Genomic DNA, 19,373 nt, shown 5'->3' with positions numbered 1-19,373 from the left:
CAGAACCGTCATGCAGCCAGAAAACGCTGCCCGAAAATAAGTTGTTGCCGGATGGATGTGATGTCAGTGCCTGACTCCATCAGCTCTTGATACCAAAGGCCATCAGTTACATCGCCATACAGGAGCACACCTTTGATGCGATTATTCTGAAGTACCAGCTTGCGATAGATTCCAGCCTCTGAGGCATCCAGTACAATCATTTCATCAGAGTCAGACGGATTGAACTCACCACTGGAAAACAGGTTGATACCATCAACTTTCAAATTGGTGGGAATGGGGACTGGCGTAAACCTTTGACCATGGTCCCCCAGCAACGATGCGGCAACAATTTCTGCATGCCGATAAACCGGAGCAACCAGACCAAACAACAATGACTGCGTTTTCAGCCCGTCAGTCAGTTGCATCTGCGCACATTCACCCACGGTAAAGATATCCGGATCAGAGGTCTGCAGCCGTTCATTGACCAGAACCCCACGGTCGCATTTCAGGCCCGCCTCCTGCATCAGTTGTATGTTAGGCCGGACACCGGCAGTCACCACCACCAGCGATGCGGGTAGATATTCCCCGTCAATCTGCACACCACAAACCCGACCATCAACGCCCCGGTAGGATTGCAGCGTGGCACTGCTGCGAAAAGCAATGCCTCTGCCCTCAAGTTCCTTGCGCAATAGCCCACCGGCATGTTGATCCAGCTGACGGGCCATGGGAATGGGCATATTATCGACGATAGTCACCGACATACCCCGTTTGGCCAGACCACTGCCACACTCCAGCCCCAGCAAACCACCGCCAATCACCACGGCCCGACCCTGACCCGCTTCCAGCATCAGATTGACATCGGCCAGACTGCGAAAGGCCAGAACCCCCTGAAGGTCCGCCCCTGGCACCGGAATCTGATTGGGCAAAGAACCAGTGGCAAGAACAAGACGGTCATAGTCAAACGTATCACCACCGTGGGTGACTACCCGCTTTAATGAGCGATCAATCCGGATCGCTTTGTAGTTCTCGCCCATCAGTAGCTCGATACCCTGCTGCTGATACCAGGCGGCACTTTTCAGCGCAATCCCATCCAGATCGACACTGCCCGCCAACAATTTGGACAGCTGAATCCGGTTATACCCCGGGCAGCCCTCTTCCGAGAGCACGGTCACATGAAAAGGGCACTGACCACCGTTAAATAGATGTTCAAGAAATCGGACCGAGCCCATGCCGTTGCCAATAACCACCAGTTTTTGCCGACCACCCGGCGGTTGATAATGGCTCATCAGGCAACCTGCTCAGCAATGTGTCTCACCAGCGGTGCAGGCTTCACCTGTATGGCACCTTCATGGACTCGCACCGGGAATACATTGAGGCTGACGGTATCATCTTCCAGACATTGTCCGGTGGCTAAATCAAAATGCTGTTTGTAAATAGGCGATGCCACAACAAGATGCCCCCGCAGATCCCCCACAATGCCCCGGGAGATCACATTGACACCACTGAATGGATCAAAATTATCCAGGGCAAACACCTGATCCTTTACCCGGAATACCGCCACCTGATGGGTACCCACCAGGGCACAGATGCCCAGGTTTGCAGAAAGTTGTTCATCCTGGCAGATCGTCGTCCACTGGCTCATTAGATAACCTCCTTCAGCTGTATTTTTTCCTGCTTTGTTGCTGGTCGTATCTGATGCCTTTCATCGACAAAAACAACATTGCTGTCTGGCTGGTCACTGTTGATAAAATGGCTGAAACGCTTGAGTTTTTCAGGGCTCTCCAGTGTCGTTTTCCACTCACACTGATAGGTGCCCACCAGATGGGTCATTTCATCTTCCAATGCCTGATTAATGCCAAGGCTGTCATCCATGATCACTGACTTGAGATAATCCAGACCGCCTTCCAGATTAACCAGCCAGACCGAGGTTCTCTGGAGCCGGTCAGCGGTGCGAATATAAAACATCATGAAACGGTCAATATATTTCACCAGGGTTTCATCATCGAGTTCGGTGGCAAACAGGTCAGCATGCCTGGGTTTCATACCGCCATTACCGCCAACATAAAGATTCCAGCCTTTCTCGGTGGCAATAACGCCAACATCCTTACTCTGGGCTTCAGCGCATTCCCGGGTGCATCCCGAAACGGCCATTTTGACTTTATGGGGTGAACGCACCCCGCGATAACGGTGCTCAATGGCAATGGCCATACTGGTACTGTCCAGAACACCATAACGACACCAGGTACTGCCGACACAGGATTTAACCGTTCTCAGGGATTTTCCATAGGCATGTCCGGTTTCAAACCCGGCGTCCACCAGCCGCTGCCAGATAGCGGGCAACTCATTCACCCGGGCACCAAACAGATCAATTCTCTGCCCGCCGGTGATTTTGGTGTAAAGGTTAAAGTCTCTGGCCACCTCGCCAATAACAATCAGCTTCTGAGGGGTAATTTCACCACCGGGCACCCGAGGAACAATGGAGTAAGTGCCGTCTTTCTGGATATTCCCCAGAAAATAATCATTGGTGTCCTGCAGCGGAGCATGGTCACTCTTCAGAATGTAATCGTTCCAGCAGGAAGCCAGAATAGAACCAATGGTTGGTTTGCAGATATCACAGCCCATTCCACGACCATGCTTTTCGATCACCTGAGAGAACGTTGCCAACTCGCCCACTCTGACCAGGTGATACAACTCCTGTCTTGAATGGGGAAAGTGTTCACAAATATCTTTTTTGACTTCGACACCCAGCTGCGTCAATTCATGGTCGAGCACCTGCTTTACCAATTGCGCACAACCACCGCAGCCGGTTCCGGCATTGGTTGACCCTTTGAGGCTGGCAATATCCTGACAACCTGCGGCCACTGCACCGACCAGATCGCCTTTACTGACATTGAAGCAGGAACAGATCTGGGCAGTCTCCGGCAGTGCCGCAACACCCAGTCCGGCACTGGCACTGCCATCGCTTTGAGGTAAAATCAACTCAGCCGGATTGGCCGGTGGCACAATGCCATTCAACATCATTTGCAATAACGTGCCATAGTCGTCTGCATCACCCACCAGCACCGCGCCCAATACCCGCTTTTTGGTTTTGGAAACCACCAGTTTTTTATAAACCTGTTTTTCCTCATCGATAAACTGATAGCTGAGCGAGCCTTTCGTATTGCCATGGGCATCACCAATACTGGCAACATCCACCCCCATCAATTTGAGCTTGGTACTCATATCTGCGCCGGCAAACTGGCTGCTGCCTTTACCGGTTATATGATCAACGGCCACCTGGGCCATTTGGTAACCGGGAGCGACCAGGCCAAAAATCCGGTTATCCCACAACGCACACTCACCGATGGCGTAAATCGACTCATCCGAGGTCAGACAGTCATTATTGATAACGATCCCCCCTCGCTCCCCCATCACCAGCCCGGCCTGTTTTGCCAGTTCATCCCGAGGGCGAATACCCGCCGAGAACAGCACAATATCGGTGTTTAAAACCTCACCATCAGCAAACTGCATTTGGTGGACAGCCCCCTCACCATCCGTAATCAGCCGTGTATTCTTGCCGGTATGGATTTGCACACCCAACGCTTCAATTTTCTGTCGCAGCATGGCACCACCGCCATCATCCACCTGGACCGCCATCAACCGGGGCGCAAACTCAACAACATGGGTTTCAAGGCCAAGATCCTTTAACGCTTTGGCGGCTTCCAACCCCAACAACCCGCCACCAACCACGGTGCCCACCTTGCTGTTGCCAGCCGCTTGGGCAATGGCCTGCAAATCCTCAATGGTGCGATAGACAAAACAGTTATCCCGCTCATGTCCCGGTACCGGCGGCACAAAAGGATAAGAACCGGTAGCCAGCACCAGCTTGTGGTAATGAATACTTCTCTCTTTATTGGTGGTTAATTCCCGGGTATCACGGTTAATGGCAATAACCGCTTCATCCAGAATCAAGTCAATGCCGTTTTTCTGATAAAAACCTTCAGGCACCATGGACAGGTCTTCTGCACTTCGACCACTGAAAAATTCGGACAGGTGAACACGATCGTATGCAGGGCGTGACTCTTCACCAAAAACAACCACCTGGTATTGCTCTAATCCACCAGCAGCCACCAGCTTTTCCATAAAGCTATGGCCAACCATGCCATTACCGACCACTACCAGGGTTTGTTTCCCGCTCATTTCGGCTAATTCCCCTTTTGATGAACCAAATTCTTCCTCCCCACATGCAGGGGATATGCCAAAACACGCAAAGCGTTGTCACAACAGGATTTGCCGGACCGGTAGCCTGTTGCCGGTGGCAAAATGCTCTCAGGTTTCCGGTCATCGATAATCCATGCACCAAAATAAGACCAAAAACGCAGGTGAACGACATTCAGGGAATAATTCTGGTGCATCACACCGGTTTGAGGCATTACTGCAAAAGAACTCTTCAGAACTCACACCCGCTTGCCAGTTGACCTGGCCCATAGGAATCTGTCCGGCAGGCTTTTAAAGTTTCAGGGAATTCAGGTCGATCAAAACCTGATTGATACGGTGTTGTGCAAGCTTGCTGTGAAAAAATACAGGGAGTGTTGATATGGCCAATTCGGCCCCGGGCATTGGCCCAAAACCATTAGTGCACCAAGGTGATAATAGTGTTGATAAAGAGCGGGAGTCTCCAAAGCCGACTGAATTCGTTCGTTACACGAGTCAGGTGTCTGAAGATGAGGGCTATCACTCTGATTCTTCCGTAAAGAACATAAGCGACAGGAAAGTTAAGACTACCCCCACCAAGCCATGCAGAAGAGTGCTCGAAGACTTTGACAGGGTGTGTGGCGATGTACGCATGAAGCTTAGGACTGCCTGCAAAAAACAGAAAATATTCATTAACAGGATGCCGCAATGGTATCAGCAGCACATTAATGGCGAAGACCGGTATCCGGTCGCTTTTGCCAGAGCCTTGCAGCATCTGGCACCCGATGCGGTGAACTGGTTTACAGAAGAGGTGATATTAAATTTGGCCGAAGTAGAAGCCCATCTCTCTCTGGACGGGGAATTCGGGGAAGGTAGTAAATTGCAGGCGATTTCCCCACGGGATCTGATCGAGTTGATTGAAGCTGGAATCACATACCACGTACTGCTCGGCAATACTGAAGCAGCAAAACAGATGGCGGATACATGGGAGAAATATCACAGCAACCAGGGGATGGTTGTTTTTGCTCTTCAGGATGCCAGGGCGGATATCACCCGAAACCTGAGGCTTCCGACCAGGCCCGGGCAGCAATAGCAAGTCATTATGAAAACTTGTCACAAATATAGAGTATATTGATTAATTTTGATTGAACTACTTATTGGCAAACCTGAGCAGCCTTCTAAAATAGCTTTCCCGTTTTTATTGGTTTCTCTGATATCACACAACTATGGACTATCATTTCCAGCACAACTTTTCCGGTCGTCCCGAAGCTCAGTTCTCCATGGACCATGAAGCAATGGGCATCTGGCTGACCGATGAGCTGGGCAGTAACAGGCAACAGCTGGAGCACCTGTTACTGGTGGTTGAAAGTCTGGAGAAAGGACAGCGCTGGGAATATTTTGATGATGGCACAGACTATCGCCTTCATCTGACCCGGGATCACGCCGAAGTTCGGGCCGCCCTGCTGGATACCGAAATGGACTGTGAAGAGATGGAAGACCTGGACTATTACGACCATGAATCCATCAGCCACTGTGGGCTGGATGATTTTAAAACCCTTCTGGTTTGCTGGCAGGACTTTCTGAATATTTAGTGCTGAAGTCAGTAGGGCAGAATGAACTCCATTCAGAGTTCATCACCAATCTTGAACTGCAATGCCTGAAAGATATGCACTAATTCTGGTGCACAGTCTTTCAACTCCACTCGCAGTGTACTGAACTCCCGACGTTCCGGGTAATCCTTTCGCAGCAAATCAAACGTCAGCTTGCGTTGAGACTCCTCAGCCCTTATCAGCCCTTTGCGCATCGCCGCATCATCACGACGAATGTCGTAAACAGAACGGATCGCCCTGGAACAGGTGGTTGAAAAGGTCATTCCCTCACTGAACTTCATCTGTTTCAGTACCGGCAATGGCGTAATCGCAGGCAGACGAACCCTGGCAGGAAGCCCAAAGTGCTGGCACAGTGCCTTGTAAATCATTTCCGTACCGCGAATCTTTCCATCCAGGCTGTATCCGGCAATATGTGGGGTAGCAATATCGACCCGAGCCATCAGCTCCGGGTCGGCATCGGGTTCATGCTCCCAGACATCCAGCACAACTGTCAGATCCTCACGCTCGCCCAGACACTGCTTTAAAGCGACATTATCAATCACAGGCCCCCGCCCTGCGTTAATTAACACCGTTCCCGGCTTCATTGCCTTAAGCTGCTGCTCACCGATCAGATAATGGGTTGGATAAGGGCCATCCATTATCAGTGGGGTATGCAGACAAATGACATCCGAACATGCAATCAGTTTATCAACACTGACATAACGACCACTGTTGCCTTCTGCCAATGCCAGCCATGGGTCGCAGGCACACACTTCTACCCCAAGCCGCTCCATCGTCTGATACAGACGACCACCCACCTGCCCCTTGCCAATAATACCGACTGTTCGATCATGCAGTTCAAAACCGTCACGCTCTGCCAGAATATCCAAAGCAGCCAGAACGTATTCAACCACTGCCGTGGCATTGCAACCCGGCGCATGACTGAAAGCAATTCCCCGACTGACCAGATACTCCCGATCGATATGATCAAAACCTGCTGTGGCAGTGCCGACGAACTTCAGTGAACTGTTTTCCACCAGTTGCCGACTTACTTTAGTCACCGACCGTACCAGCAAAGCATCCGCATCCTGCACATCCTCCGGTGAAATGTTCCGGCCAGGCAGAGCAACCACCTCCCCCATCGCCCCAAAGCACTCCATCAGCAAGGGAATATTTTCATCAGCCACTATTTTCATACACGATGTTTCATAAAATTGTTGTCATTAACAGCCAGCGCTGAACCTTAAAAAAAGCTAAAAATAATAAACTGGCTATGTTATACCAACATGAAAGCCTCAAAAACAGCATCCCTGCCTGAGGGTCCAGTGATCAAGATAACGGTAGACCGGTTTCCAACCCTGTTATTTGTCTTTGCCCTGATGCTATCCGGATGCTCAGACCACACCTCGCCTGAGTATTTTCTTGAGGAATACACCCATCGACTCAGCCGGGTTACCGGTATCGATATCCCTGAACCAGAGATCGCCATACCCACACTGCCCCCGTTAAGACAACGCGCTTACCCGGCACCAGATCTCCGTATAAAAGCACTGGAAGCACTGGATTTGCTCAAATGCCCTGCCCTCAGTCAGGCTGTGGCCTACAGAAACAGCAGCCTGGGCAAACAGATGCTCCCCTCGCAACACTATTTCTATGAGAAAACCCTGTTATCATTGATTCCCCAATGCATCGGCTCTTTACGACAAACCGATGAAAACCGGGAAGTCATTGCCAAACTTCAAGAGATACTCAGCGAAAAACAGGCAACGTTTCCAGCCATTGAGTGGAATCTGGTATTTGCCAATACCGAATTCAGCAAACAGTTGCACAGTCAGGGCAGGTTGCTCGCCATTGACGATCAGGCGAATTTTCAGGGAACCCGCGAAGCACTTAACTACCTCACCCGATTACTGCCCGATCAATTACTTGAGCCCCCCTATACCTCCACTGATCTGGAGCGTCACTTGCAACAGGTTGCCGCCAACCGGTACCTGGGAGAACTCATTTACTCAGCCACCCTGTTAAGTCAGACGCTAAACCATGCTGCCAATATACTGCTGCTTCGTCTGGAAAAAGGGCCTGTTTGCCCTGCTGCTGACCCGGCGGAAGCAGAAAGGCTACACAATGTCTTTAGACTGTTTTATCGGGAAAAGATTCAGCCCTATCTTGCCAGGGTTGACCAGGAAGGAATCATTATCCGGAATGACTTCAAGCGTCTGCTCTCCCTCTTGCCAGCTGCACCCCGGGATGACATTCAACGCTATCTCAGCCTGATCACGCAAGCGTCAAACATTCACAGCCCCTGGTATCAGCTGGAACAGAGCATTAAGCACCATACCAACATCTGGGCAGAATTTCTGGATCAATGTGGCAAAGCACCGGCGTTACAAATTAACCAGAAGGCTTTCGGAAATTGATCCCCACGACATGGAAAGGAAACTTTTATTAAAACAAATGGTCAATTTATGTCAGAAAACCCGATCAATTAATTATCAGGAGTATTATCCAGTGTCCTTGCCCTCCGATAGCCTCACCAGAGGTGCTGCAAACTTTGCTGTTCCCGGCAGTGATTCCGTGCAATCGAATATTGATAGCAGTGCTTCTGCAAACAATTCGACTTTTTCCGGTAAGACCGTAGCTGATTCTGGTCAGAAAGGTGAATTTTTACCACAATTACCACCGGTCAACACGGAGCCCCCGGGTTTTGCACCAGACATTCCAAAAGAGTCAACGTCTATTATTGATCGATCGATTGCGGCAAGTCAGTCTGACGCTCCCCAGCTATCGGCCAATACGGGCATCCCTGATAAAGAAAGACAGTTAGCAACCATTAGAACCATTTCAGACATACAGCCTATTAAAAATGCCGATAAGATTGAAGTTGCTACGGTCGATGGCTGGAAAGTAGTTGTTGAGAAATCAGAATTTAAACCGGGCCAACCGGTTATTTTTTGCGAAATTGATAGCGTCTTGCCGGACAGGGAGGAGTTCGAGTTTCTCAAGAAAACCTCCCATATAGCCTTGCCTGATGGCAGTAAAGGTTTTCGCCTGAAAACCATGAAATTCCTTGGTCAGCTGTCACAAGGCCTGGTGCTGCCGCTTTCAACATTAGGAAATGATGTAACTGTTAATCTGGGGGATGATGTAACCGCAAATCTCAATATTAAAAAATATGAACGGCCGGGAAGCTTATCGGACCGTGACTTTATCAAAGGTTACTTTCCCTTTTTTATTCCAAAGACCGATGAAAAAAGAATACAAAACCTGCCATCTGTTTTTCATTCCCTCAAAGATAAAAATTTCTATGTCTCAGAGAAACTGAACGGAACAAGTTCAACATTTTATTTGAGAAATAACGATTTCGGTATTTGCTCAAAGAACTACGAACTGAAAACAGATAGAGATCACCCACTAGGTAAGGTAGCAAGTAAGAATGACATTGAATCAAAACTCAGGAGCCTGGGAAAAAATATAGCGATACAGGCTGAAGTCGTTGGTCCCAAAATAGAAGCTAATCCATACGAACTCAAGGAACACCAGCTTTTTGTGTTTAATATCTATGATATTGACAAACAGTCATATATAAAAAAGGATGAAATGGAAAAAATATGCCAGGAAATAGGTTTACCCACCTGCCCTGTTGTTTCCAATAGCAAGGAGCTGGCTGCAACTGTTGATGAGGTATTGGTGGATGCTGACGGAAAATCAAAGATAAACAATCAGAAAAAACGAGAAGGTCTGGTCTATGTATTCGACGGCAACGACCCGGAGGAAAGAATCTCTTTTAAAGTGGTTTCCAACAAATATCTGTTAAAACAATAAACCGTCTTAATAGTACATTAATACATCATTTCAATGAGTTTGATGTCTATTATCCCCGTTCATCCTGAGCGTCCTTCGGCTCCGCTCAGGATGCACGGTGATTGGCACAGTATTCAGTGCATGGAGTTTACGCCTTTCGACTCCGCTCAAGACGAACGGAGTTTGGAGGTTAATAAATAAATCCATCAATTGCATTGAAACCGTGAACTAGTTCTTCAACAGCTTTCATGCCTCCTGCCGCCAAAGAACGAAATTGTTTCACTGATTTCCCGTTTCAGCTCTTTAGCAGTTCCGGGGGATCGGCAGCAAGAACTATCAACAATCCCGGAACTGCAAAAATAAAAATCAATCATTCTCATTTTTATCTACATTTGTAATCCGAATCTTGTCAACAGGGAATACCTGCAATGCCCCCTATACTTACTTCCTGTATAACCATGACGCCAACGTCTGATCCGGCTGGCACTGATAGCAACCCCGAGCCGGAGCAGGGTTCTGGCTGGTCACGCTACTGGAATGTCAGTAAGTCGATAGCTAAATCCATCCATCCGGGCTTTGATCCCCATCAAGGGCCTGATCAGCCGGATACCCCATGGATACAACTGAATATTCAACCCAGAGAGCTGGCCTTGCGCCTGGTCCAGAAAACCATACCGTCCAATAGCTATCTGAATACCATTAATCAATTCGTCATGGCCTGTATGGCGCTGGCCAGCCTGCCGGGTTGTGGCGGTGCTTCTCCAGAGGGCAGCAATCCTGCCAGCACTCATGGTTCGGCCACAGTCAACGCCACTGGCAGTAACCAACCAACAACGCGGGCCAGCAGTCCTGACACAAGTTCAACACCCACCATGGCAGCCTCAACCGCCACACCGGGCTGCAGGGGCGAACCGATTCCTGTTGATGGAGCCGCAGTCCTGGCCAAAGTCGGAAAGGACTCCTGTTATCCAGCCAGTGGTAACTACACACAGACCACTGATATTGATGCTGGCAACCACTCGCCTATCCCGCACTTCACCGGTGAGTACAACGGTAACGGCAATGCCATCAGCAACCTCAAGGGCTGCCTGTTTAACAGCCTGGAAGGTAATGGAACAGTCCGCAATCTCGCAATTACTAATGGCCATATTGACCGTGCAGGGCTGCCCGGGGCTAACGACACAGGCAGTGCAGCACTGGTTGCCTGTACCATGTCAGAGTTCTCAAGGCAGGAAAACATCGTCGTAGAAAATTCAACGATCAAGGTCACAGCTGAACAACCCTGGGTAAAACAACACAGACAGCTGGGGATGCTGGCGGGCAAGATGAACGACAGCGCCATACTGAGGGACAACCAGATCAACAACGTCAACATTACTATCCAGGGCAGTGGGATTGACGCCGGCATGCTGGCCGGGCAAGCGCTGGATAGAGCAACCATAGACAGTAACCAGGTGAAAGACTGCAACGTATCCCTCTCAGGCTGTAGCAGTGGCTTGCGTAACAGATGTTTGCCCGAAGCCGAGACCAATATCAACATCGGACTGATCGCAGGGAAAACGGTTGGTAACGAACATCATGACGTGGTCGTCAAGAACTCAACATTGATTCATAACAAAATTGACAGCTCTTCGGAGATTTTCGGGGCCAATATCGGTGGCGTTGCTGGCAGGGCTGAGCATACCCGTATTGAGGGTACGCGGGCCCACCGTCAAAACAAGATAAATTATCAGTCCATGGTTGAGGGACGCCTGGCAATGGTGGTTGCTGATGCCCGTCAATGCACAGTGCTGAATACTACCACCTGCGACAACAACCTGCAGGCAAGGGCTAATTCTATCTCACCAGTCCATGTTGGTATCGTTACCGCAGATTGTCACAAGAGCACCATCAAACATACCCTGGACGAAGACTCTGCTCTGGAGTTGTCCCACAGCAGCTTTGGAGGCGGTTCGGGAGGCCATGCGGCTGTTGCTGCGGCTGTTGCCGACGGTTGTAACATTCATAACACAACTGCCAGAGAGACGATAATCGATGCTGAAACGAACAACAGCTCCGTTGCAATTGCTGTGGCGTTTAACGATGCTAACACCACAGTCCACCGAACAACCGCCGTTGACTGTGGACTACTCGCCTGGAAAAAAGACACGAACAGTTATACAGGAAGTGCGGCGGTCGGCGTTGCTGCCGGTCGCAATGATAACTTTGGCAGAGTTAGCGATACCAAAGCCTGTGGCGGTGAAATCAAAGGGTATCACGCCGGAATAGCAGCTGGTGATCACTCTCGCAACTTTTCCGACACATATGCCTGCAATACTGAGTTAACCAGTTTTGCTGATGGTATCAGCACCACGGTAAATCTTGCCTGCGATAATACCAGTTGCCCCGCAACCGACAGAGCCGACTCTGAGCCCTCCGAATTAGCCGACATCGCTACTGTAGCCACCAGTGACCGGATACCAGCCACCATTAAACACATGTCGTCAACCGTAATACCCTCCCGGCAAAATGGGTCGTCATTATCTGCTGCGCCCGGTAACGGGACCATCAACAGCACGGCTTCTGCCCTTCATAATAACAGCGAGGAAGTTCCCGTTGATTTTCCGGCGGCCCTGACCGGCGGCATTGTGGCCGGGGGAATGATTGCCGGTGGTGTGACCCTTTATGCCCTGTACCAGTGGCACCAGGGCTACCGGCAAGGGTTAAAGGGTAAAGCGTTGGCCATCTACCCGCTTACCCGGATCAAAGATGCCATAAGTCAGCGTTTTTCCACCGCAAACCCTGATGCAGGCTTGGAGTCGTCTGATTTAGTGGGCGCAGAGGATACCAGTCTGTAAGCTATATTTCATCAAAGCACAAATCAGGCGTCAGGTCTCTCTCCGCAAAAGATCTGGCACCTGAGTTATTTATGACTCACTGTCTAAATCACCAGTTCCAAATGACATGAGTATCATTACAGTTTTATCGAATAAAAAGGGAATCAAAAAAACTAACAACCGCCATCGCCACATCCACCGTCATCACCACCAAGGACAACAAGGCCACCGAAACGGTAGGAATGACTATGGTTCTCATCTGATGGCCTTTCTTTCAAACTATTGGCAGGTCTCCGAATTGCACCATGCTGTATTAGCTCTTTGAGGAGATGGCGGTTTTGATAGTAGTCACTGTAGTAATGAGCATAAGTATATGCTGACCACAGATTAGGTTTTCTCGATCGAAAAAAGACGGTTTCATTAATATTTTGCACTCCCCCCGGGGTATTAAGAAGGGATCTCACGGTATTGTTTTTGCCATTTTTTAATGCCAGCATCAGGAGCGTTTCACCATAAAATGTCTTACAGTTGAGATTTAACAGTGGCTGCCCTTTACTATTTTTCAAATTCACCAGATACGTCGTTGTTAATGGCCGATCATAATAGTCCGTCACTACATCCATGATAATCTTGGATCTTATCGGTTCTTGTTGTAATGCGGTGACCAGAGAAGCGTTTTGTTCCAGCAAAGCATTGCATAATGGGAAATTTTTTTCCGAGATTGCATATTGAAAGGCATAAAGGGCAAGTAGCTTTTCCTCCTTGCCTTGAGCAACCTTAATCCTGGCATCAGGCTGAGACTTAAGGACTTTTAAAGTAAGATCATGTTGTTGCTTATCGGTAATCTTTTTGTTAATCCTGGCACAAAAAATCATTTCCAATAAATGATAATCAGATTTGTTGTGTGTATCCACGCGGACTTTTTTACTGAGCAATAAACTAACCATTTCCCAATGATTTTCCCGGGCTGCAGCCATTATTGGAGTGTTACCACTTTTAAGGCTTTGATGATTGATATCAACACCCGCCTTTCTCAAAAGACTTTCAAGGTCCACCAGATTATTCGCAACGGCTTTTCTGTACAGCCTTTTACCAGATTTCGTTCGGACAAACGTAGCCAGCAGCTGTTCGGCTTGTGACAGTGAATCACAAACTGAGCCAACAGGCGAAAAATCATGGGTTGAATTTTTGAAGAAATCACTCACTGCTTTTTTACCAATCCATTCTGCCTGTGCTTCTTCCAGAAACCAGGACTTGTTTTGAGTTGAATTTCTGAGCAGGGATCTTCTGCAAGCAATATCCTTTCCAGCAACACTTTATTACTGAGCGTTTCTTTTCCTCGACTTGTCTGCAGCATCACATTTGTGAGCAGGGAGGTCATGTTACTGTATTCAGCCGTCGTTCGATCAGCAAGTTTAACACCCCCTGAATAATCGCAAGAGGGAGGCTTACCCATAACTGGCAGTTTATTATCAATGCGGCCAGCGCAGGTTTTGTCGAGTCCCGGGAAATAACCCGTGAAATCGGTTTGATTCATTTCATAGTACAAGCCAGAGGTTGCAGGAAGCGTTATGTTTACGGTTAAGTGTACTTTTAAGCATGGAGGCATCAGTTTATCCTTACTTGTTAATTATTTTAGTTATTCATTTATCTTATATTATGTGTCGAAAAGTTATCCAAAAGTTCCCTGATTCAAAATATGAAGCTATATAGATAGTTATTGCATCAGATACCCACTTAAGTATCTAACCATATGAAAAATAGCCAGGGGAAAACAACCTGTGAATAGTATTTCTGACATTGCTGCTGCCGTCGATAACAGGTTTATCGAAGCAATTAAAGCTCCGTTTAGACTAATCGGCCGTTGCTTCGGCAAGCTCGTACAGGTCACTTCGTCGGTCATTAATTACCTGTCCGGTAGATCGGACAATGCTGAACAAAGTCAAGCTGCCAGCAAAACCCTCAGCTCACGAACGGTTGCAACTAATACTGATTTAACTGGCAAAATTTCAACTGAAAAGCTGGAAGAAGGAGTGTATGGTAATTTGAAGACCGCATTTACATACTGCCTGGAGCTTTACTTGAGTCTTATGGAAGAATTGGATAAAAAGGTCTACCAGATCCATACTGCCAGATACGTCATCTCCAGCCGTCTTGATATTGATCCTGAAAAACTCACCAGGAACAGCATTGACAGGGCTATTACCTTATTAAAGAAAGTAAACAAAACTCTGGATTTAGGTTTTAGCGATAAATTCTTTGTTATTCCGCCAGATTCTCCATCAAACAATGCTGAGTTTATCAATATTCTAACCACATTTCAGCAGCAGCTTGAATCGTTACTCCCTGCTAATAGACCAGACAAATATTCACACTTTAACTCTCATTATCCTGTTCGGTTATTGCAACAGGAAATTGATCAGCTTACTGAAACAAACTGTGCCGACAAGGATAAATGGCAACGCTGTGGTGAAAGACTGAAGGAGCAATTTGCCTTCGATGAGCCTTACATCAGGGAACTTTGCGCTCTCAAATATGTACCAGAACCCGATGAGAGAGCTCCAGAGGCGGACAGCGGTCAATTTATCTATTTCGAAGCGCGATTAAGCGAATTATTTGACACAATTGATAATCTCTGATGAATCAACTTTCATGGAACTTTCTTATCAGAACGATGTCCAAAGGTTTTAACTATTGCATCTCTATCGATGCATTGCTGGAAATTTATTGAAATTTCAGTCTTCGACAATGGAAAATAACTTAGGGAAAACAAGCTATGAAAAGTATTTCTGAAATTGCAGCTTCCGCCGGAAATATATTGATTGAGGCGATTAAAGCTCCGTTTAAACTGATCGGCTATTGCTTCGGCAGGGTCGTAAATGCGATTTCGTCTGCCTTTAATTACCTGTCCTGTAGATCAGACAACTCCGAACAGAGTCAAGCTCCCAACAAAACCCTGGACTCACGCACGGTTTCAACTGGTACGGTTTCAACTGAAAAGCTAGAAGATGATGTGCTTGAAAATTTGCACACCTCATTTACAAACTGCCTGAACCTTTACTTGAATCTTTTAGAAGAGTTAAAACAAAAGGCCTACTATATCTTTATTGCCAAAAATATTATTTCCAGCAATCTTAAGGTTGATCCTGCAAAAATCAAAAGGAAAAACATTGACAAGGCTATTATCATTTTAAAGGCAGTTAACAACACTCTGGATTTAGGTTTTAGTGATAAATTCTTTTATATTCCGCCAGATTCTCAACCAAATAATGCTGAGTTTATCAAAATTCTAAAAGAATTTCAGCAACCGCTTGAATCGTTGATCCATACTACTCGTCCTGAAAAATATAAGCTTCATGACTCAGTTAAACCCATTAAGCTTATACAACATACAATTAATCAGCTGATTGCTACCAAATCTGCTGACAAGGACAAATGGCAACTCTGCGGTCATCAACTGGAAAGTCGTTTTGAATTTGATGCCCCTTACTTCAGGGACATTTGCAATCTCAAATATGTACCAGAACCCGGTGGAAAAACGCCAAAGGCGGACATTGGTCACTTTAACGAACTTGACGCACAATTAAGAACCTTATTTAACACCGTTGATAATCTGTAACTATAAAGATGGCCGCCAGTAATCTGGCGGCAAAATTCAAACCATGAGCAATAGAAAAGTCACCCACCTCATTAAACTTCCCTGTCAGTACGATGTCCCAAGTGAAGACATCTCATCAAATGCCCCTTTGATCATCTAATCCAGCTAAATACACGCCTTAAGACGTGTAATAAATTATAGGGCAATCATCTTTAACATATATAAACAGGTATCTGAATATAATCAAATGAACGATTGTGAACGGGAAACATAAACCTACAAATATGTCAAAGCCGGGTTGCTGACCGATAATAGACTACCCTACTCGACAGTAAATTGGTCAGCCTCCCGGGAGGGTTATTATACAAATGATAAACACATGAATTCAGCACATTTAAATGCTTCAGGTGCAAAAATTGAGGCTATAGCCTCATATTTATTGACCAAGGCCAGTTCCGAGCAACCAGTATCGGGCACAACGTCCTCTAACAGAGAGGTAAGAGTTCAAGCCCAGCCTCTTGACTTGGGCATAAAACGGAAGCAGGGGGAGGAAAGGTCTGTCGCTCAAGACCTCAGTGAAAGAATGTGCAAATTAACCACACTTGAAAAACAGGTTGCTGGCGGACAGGGTCAACAACCTTCAGGGTCAGGTCAGGCATGTCAACGTGTCGAATTTTATCACCCGACTGGGTTTTACGGTCAAAACTCACAAACTAGTGAACAGCAGTTCCTTCAGTCCAGTAAAGCAGCCCTACCATCCGAAAAGCGCAAGACTCATCGATGTTTATTCGATGGTTGCGGTAAAACATTTACCACCCATGATCATCTGAAAAGACACAAACTCACTCATACTGGGGAGAGACCGCATAAATGCGAGATTTGCAAAAAAGGATTTGTCAGAAAGGCAAATCTGGAAAGACACAAACGCGTTCATACGAGTTAGAAGCCATTTGAATTAGAATCTATTCACATAAATATGCTTCTATTCAAGACAAACTGATTAAGTGCGAATGGCCTGCCACGCCTCTAACGCTTTAGCCCGGGACTTTTTCAAATCAACGACAGGCGATGGGTAATTTCCCCCCAGGATAACACCAGCCTGGTAAAGAACATTGTCACCGGCTTCCCAGGGCGCAAACAGATACTTATTCGGTAACCCGGAAAGTTCAGGTACATATCGACGTATATACTCGCCATCAGGGTCAAACTTTTGCCCCTGGGTAACCGGATTAAAAACCCGGAAATAGGGTGCCGCATCCGCACCTGAACCCGCCACCCATTGCCAGCTTGCCGAATTACTGGACAGATCAGCGTCCACCAGGCAGTCCCAGAACCAGGCTTCCCCATGCTGCCATGGCTGCAGCAGATTTTTGACCAGAAATGAGCCGACAATCATTCTCACCCGGTTGTGCATAAACCCGGTTTGCCGGAGTTCGCGCATCCCGGCATCTACAATGGGGATGCCGGTCAGTCCCTTCTGCCATCGCCTGAGTTTTTCGGGATCATCCTGCCAGGGAAAGCCGTCAAACTTTGCCTGAAAATTTTGCTCCGGCAGTGTTGGGAAGTGATACAGCAGATAGTAAGAAAACTCACGCCAGCCCAGTTCTGAGTGAAAACAGTCAAGGTCCGTCTCCACATTACTGTCGGTTGCTGCAGCCGCCGACGCGTACCAGACCTGATTGGGGGATACCTCGCCAAAATGAAGATGGGCAGACAGTTGTGAAATGCTGCGCCTGGCTGGGAAATCACGCCCTACTTTATACCCATTCAGCCCCTCGCCCAGAAAATCCTGAAGTTTGTTTTTTGCTGCTGCCTCACCGACCCCCCTGCCCTGCTCACACCAGTAGGCGTAGAGATTATGGTCCCAGCGCACCTGTTTTGCCTCACCGGCAGACTCAGGATTCTGGGCGGGAACAAAACCTCCGGCTGGCAATAGGTCAAGGTCATTGATGTCACTTTTCGAGGTGGTAGCAACACACCGGATTTTTTTCGGTACCGGCAATGGCTCCCTGGGCGGTTCAGCTACCAGGCACCCTTTGCGATAGTAAGGCGTAAATACCCGGTAGGGCGTACGATCCTTTTTCAGCACTGTCCACGGTTCCCAGAGCAGGGAACCATTGAAGCTTTTGACTTCCAGCCCGTCATTTCGCAGAGCTTTCTTGATGTGCTGATCCCGCTGTATCCGCCAGGGTTCATAGCAGCGGTTCCAATAAACGGCATCCACCTTATATTCCGCCGCCACTTCCGGGAGCACTTTTGCTGCGTCGCCCTGAAGCACCAGCAGTCGGCCATTCAGGGCGTCGTTTAATGCTGCCAGTGAGTGGTGCAGCCACCAGCGGCTGGCCCTGCCGGGAGCCCATTGACCGGCAGAGTGATCGTCCAGAATAAACACCGGAAGCACCTGGCCATTGCCAGCCGCCTCAAACAGAGAGGGGTTATCAGACAACCTGAGATCCTGACGAAACCAGTGAATAATAACCATCTTATCTCCTTAGATTTTGCACCATCAAAAAGGCAGCTTTTCGCCATCCCAGGCAAACATGTGACCACTGTCCGCTGGTGTCAACTGATCAATCACATGCAGGAGCCTTTCTGCTGAGTAGTCCGCCGAAAAGAGTTTGCCCTCAGGCACACCGGACTGAAACGGCATGGACAAATGACTATCCACCGTGCCCGGATGCAATGCAGCAATAATCGATGCTTTGTTTTTTCTGGCAATTTCGATAGCAAGACTTTTGATAATCATATTCAGCGCTGCCTTTGATGCCCGGTAGGCATACCAGCCGCCTAATTGATTATCAGAAATGCTGCCCACTCTGCCGGATAACACCGCGAACACATTCTTACGGTTTCTGGCCATCCTGGGAAGAAAATATTTGGCCACCATGGCGGGTCCGGTGGTATTGACGGCGAAGATTCTGGCAAAGTGATCGGGCTGGAAATCCTTGATGGATTTTTCCGGCTTCAGGCCTTCCCCCTCATGGAGGATACCGGTAGTGACTAACACCAGGTCCAACGGCTCCGAAATTTGCTCCGCCCCCCTGGCAATACTGTTTTCATCCAGAAGATCCATGGGGTGAAAAACGGTTTTATTCACCTGGTCAAACTCAGGCTCACTGCGTGATAAGGCATAAATTCTGGTGACTGTTGGTACCTGCTCCAGCCAATGGACCATGGCTTTGCCGATGGCACCGGAGGCTCCGATGACGGCAACATGCAAGCCCTCGGCAAATGAGTCCAGTTTCAATTCTGTCATGGAGCACTCCATATATCTGGGTAGAAAACCTTATTTAGAAGACAGCCTCAGGCAGACAGGCTGAATGGCGTTGCGTTTAACCGATTATTTCTATAGAAACTTCTCTACGGAGCCTGTAACTCAACAGATCGTCCAACGGACTATGATTCTCCCCTTGTATA

At 48.0% G+C, this 19,373-nt stretch carries 16 protein-coding genes; 8 read left to right on the top strand and 8 right to left on the bottom strand.

Going from position 1 to position 19,373, the window contains the following annotated elements; translation table 11 throughout:
- Positions 1-8: 8 nt before the first annotated feature.
- From J7439_RS13140 to nirB, 3 genes are read right to left on the bottom strand one after another with little or no spacing between them, the layout of a single operon-like run.
- Positions 9-1,265 carry an NAD(P)/FAD-dependent oxidoreductase gene (locus tag J7439_RS13140; RefSeq protein WP_209202253.1) on the bottom strand — a complete coding sequence of 419 codons (1,257 nt, stop codon included), beginning with the start codon at positions 1,263-1,265 and terminating at the stop codon, positions 9-11.
- Positions 1,265-1,621 (bottom strand): nitrite reductase small subunit NirD, encoded by a 357-nt coding sequence (gene nirD / locus J7439_RS13135; protein WP_209202251.1) that lies wholly within the window; start codon positions 1,619-1,621, stop codon positions 1,265-1,267. The genes J7439_RS13140 and nirD overlap by 1 nt, the downstream gene beginning before the upstream one ends.
- Positions 1,621-4,158 (bottom strand): nitrite reductase large subunit NirB, encoded by a 2,538-nt coding sequence (gene nirB / locus J7439_RS13130; RefSeq protein WP_209202249.1) that lies wholly within the window; start codon positions 4,156-4,158, stop codon positions 1,621-1,623. The genes nirD and nirB overlap by 1 nt, the downstream gene beginning before the upstream one ends.
- A 397-nt stretch (positions 4,159-4,555) precedes the next feature.
- Here nirB and J7439_RS13125 point away from each other — a divergent pair, with 397 nt between their 5' ends.
- Together J7439_RS13125 and J7439_RS13120 are read left to right on the top strand one after the other, a co-directional pair.
- On the top strand, positions 4,556-5,245 hold the full coding sequence (locus tag J7439_RS13125; RefSeq protein ID WP_209202247.1) for a hypothetical protein: 690 nt from the start codon (positions 4,556-4,558) through the stop codon (positions 5,243-5,245).
- A 133-nt stretch (positions 5,246-5,378) separates the two neighbouring features.
- On the top strand, positions 5,379-5,744 hold the full coding sequence (locus J7439_RS13120) for a YacL family protein (protein ID WP_209202245.1): 366 nt from the start codon (positions 5,379-5,381) through the stop codon (positions 5,742-5,744).
- 32 nt (positions 5,745-5,776) lie between these two features.
- On the opposite strand, the gene pdxB is transcribed toward J7439_RS13120, so the two are convergent.
- On the bottom strand, positions 5,777-6,937 hold the full coding sequence (pdxB, locus tag J7439_RS13115) for a 4-phosphoerythronate dehydrogenase PdxB (RefSeq protein WP_209202244.1): 1,161 nt from the start codon (positions 6,935-6,937) through the stop codon (positions 5,777-5,779).
- Between the two features lie 90 nt (positions 6,938-7,027).
- Here pdxB and J7439_RS13110 point away from each other — a divergent pair, with 90 nt between their 5' ends.
- The 3 genes from J7439_RS13110 (at position 7,028) to J7439_RS13100 (ending at position 12,379) form a co-directional block, all read left to right on the top strand.
- A complete protein-coding gene (locus J7439_RS13110) occupies positions 7,028-8,158 on the top strand; it encodes a DUF3080 family protein (protein ID WP_209202243.1) in 1,131 nt (376 codons plus the stop codon).
- Positions 8,159-8,249: 91 nt separating this feature from the next.
- Complete coding sequence (locus J7439_RS13105; protein WP_209202242.1) at positions 8,250-9,563, top strand: RNA ligase (ATP); 1,314 nt, start codon at positions 8,250-8,252, stop codon at positions 9,561-9,563.
- Between the two features lie 407 nt (positions 9,564-9,970).
- Positions 9,971-12,379, top strand: coding sequence for a M26 family metallopeptidase (locus J7439_RS13100; RefSeq protein ID WP_209202241.1), 2,409 nt, complete (start codon positions 9,971-9,973; stop codon positions 12,377-12,379).
- A gap of 152 nt (positions 12,380-12,531) precedes the next feature.
- Here J7439_RS13100 and J7439_RS13095 read toward each other — a convergent pair whose 3' ends face one another.
- On the bottom strand, positions 12,532-13,563 hold the full coding sequence (locus tag J7439_RS13095; protein ID WP_209202240.1) for an ankyrin repeat domain-containing protein: 1,032 nt from the start codon (positions 13,561-13,563) through the stop codon (positions 12,532-12,534).
- The gene (locus J7439_RS13090; protein WP_209202239.1) at positions 13,560-13,967 is read right to left on the bottom strand and encodes a hypothetical protein; all 408 of its coding nucleotides are present in this window, start codon (positions 13,965-13,967) and stop codon (positions 13,560-13,562) included. The genes J7439_RS13095 and J7439_RS13090 overlap by 4 nt, the downstream gene beginning before the upstream one ends.
- Before the next feature lie 172 nt (positions 13,968-14,139).
- Here J7439_RS13090 and J7439_RS13085 point away from each other — a divergent pair, with 172 nt between their 5' ends.
- The 3 genes from J7439_RS13085 (at position 14,140) to J7439_RS13075 (ending at position 16,899) form a co-directional block, all read left to right on the top strand.
- Positions 14,140-14,997 (top strand): hypothetical protein, encoded by an 858-nt coding sequence (locus J7439_RS13085; protein ID WP_209202238.1) that lies wholly within the window; start codon positions 14,140-14,142, stop codon positions 14,995-14,997.
- Between the two features lie 137 nt (positions 14,998-15,134).
- Complete coding sequence (locus J7439_RS13080; protein WP_209202237.1) at positions 15,135-15,977, top strand: hypothetical protein; 843 nt, start codon at positions 15,135-15,137, stop codon at positions 15,975-15,977.
- Positions 15,978-16,335: 358 nt separating this feature from the next.
- On the top strand, positions 16,336-16,899 hold the full coding sequence (locus J7439_RS13075; protein ID WP_209202236.1) for a C2H2-type zinc finger protein: 564 nt from the start codon (positions 16,336-16,338) through the stop codon (positions 16,897-16,899).
- A 57-nt stretch (positions 16,900-16,956) separates the two neighbouring features.
- On the opposite strand, the gene J7439_RS13070 is transcribed toward J7439_RS13075, so the two are convergent.
- Together J7439_RS13070 and J7439_RS13065 are read right to left on the bottom strand one after the other, a co-directional pair.
- A complete protein-coding gene (locus J7439_RS13070) occupies positions 16,957-18,438 on the bottom strand; it encodes a cryptochrome/photolyase family protein (RefSeq protein ID WP_209202235.1) in 1,482 nt (493 codons plus the stop codon).
- A gap of 24 nt (positions 18,439-18,462) precedes the next feature.
- Positions 18,463-19,212 (bottom strand): SDR family NAD(P)-dependent oxidoreductase, encoded by a 750-nt coding sequence (locus J7439_RS13065; protein WP_209202234.1) that lies wholly within the window; start codon positions 19,210-19,212, stop codon positions 18,463-18,465.
- Between the last annotated feature and the right edge of the window lie 161 nt (positions 19,213-19,373).

It is taken from the genome of Salinisphaera sp. G21_0 (genome assembly GCF_017744115.1).
Taxonomy (GTDB): Bacteria; Pseudomonadota; Gammaproteobacteria; order Pseudomonadales; family Endozoicomonadaceae; genus Endozoicomonas.
The sequence above is the reverse complement of the archived record's forward strand: the minus strand, read 5'-3'. Positions and strand labels throughout refer to the sequence as shown.

Excerpts from the sequence above, each read along its gene's own strand:
- nirB (WP_209202249.1), bottom strand. The coding sequence starts at position 4,158 with ATGAGCGGGAAACAAACCCTGGTAGTGGTCGGTAATGGCATGGTTGGC.
- J7439_RS13070 (WP_209202235.1), bottom strand. The coding sequence starts at position 18,438 with ATGGTTATTATTCACTGGTTTCGTCAGGATCTCAGGTTGTCTGATAAC.
- J7439_RS13140 (WP_209202253.1), bottom strand. The coding sequence starts at position 1,265 with ATGAGCCATTATCAACCGCCGGGTGGTCGGCAAAAACTGGTGGTTATT.
- J7439_RS13075 (WP_209202236.1), top strand. The coding sequence starts at position 16,336 with ATGAATTCAGCACATTTAAATGCTTCAGGTGCAAAAATTGAGGCTATA.
- J7439_RS13110 (WP_209202243.1), top strand. The coding sequence starts at position 7,028 with ATGAAAGCCTCAAAAACAGCATCCCTGCCTGAGGGTCCAGTGATCAAG.
- J7439_RS13120 (WP_209202245.1), top strand. The coding sequence starts at position 5,379 with ATGGACTATCATTTCCAGCACAACTTTTCCGGTCGTCCCGAAGCTCAG.
- J7439_RS13100 (WP_209202241.1), top strand. The coding sequence starts at position 9,971 with ATGCCCCCTATACTTACTTCCTGTATAACCATGACGCCAACGTCTGAT.
- J7439_RS13125 (WP_209202247.1), top strand. The coding sequence starts at position 4,556 with ATGGCCAATTCGGCCCCGGGCATTGGCCCAAAACCATTAGTGCACCAA.
- J7439_RS13065 (WP_209202234.1), bottom strand. The coding sequence starts at position 19,212 with ATGACAGAATTGAAACTGGACTCATTTGCCGAGGGCTTGCATGTTGCC.
- J7439_RS13080 (WP_209202237.1), top strand. The coding sequence starts at position 15,135 with ATGAAAAGTATTTCTGAAATTGCAGCTTCCGCCGGAAATATATTGATT.
- pdxB (WP_209202244.1), bottom strand. The coding sequence starts at position 6,937 with ATGAAAATAGTGGCTGATGAAAATATTCCCTTGCTGATGGAGTGCTTT.
- J7439_RS13090 (WP_209202239.1), bottom strand. The coding sequence starts at position 13,967 with ATGCCTCCATGCTTAAAAGTACACTTAACCGTAAACATAACGCTTCCT.
- nirD (WP_209202251.1), bottom strand. The coding sequence starts at position 1,621 with ATGAGCCAGTGGACGACGATCTGCCAGGATGAACAACTTTCTGCAAAC.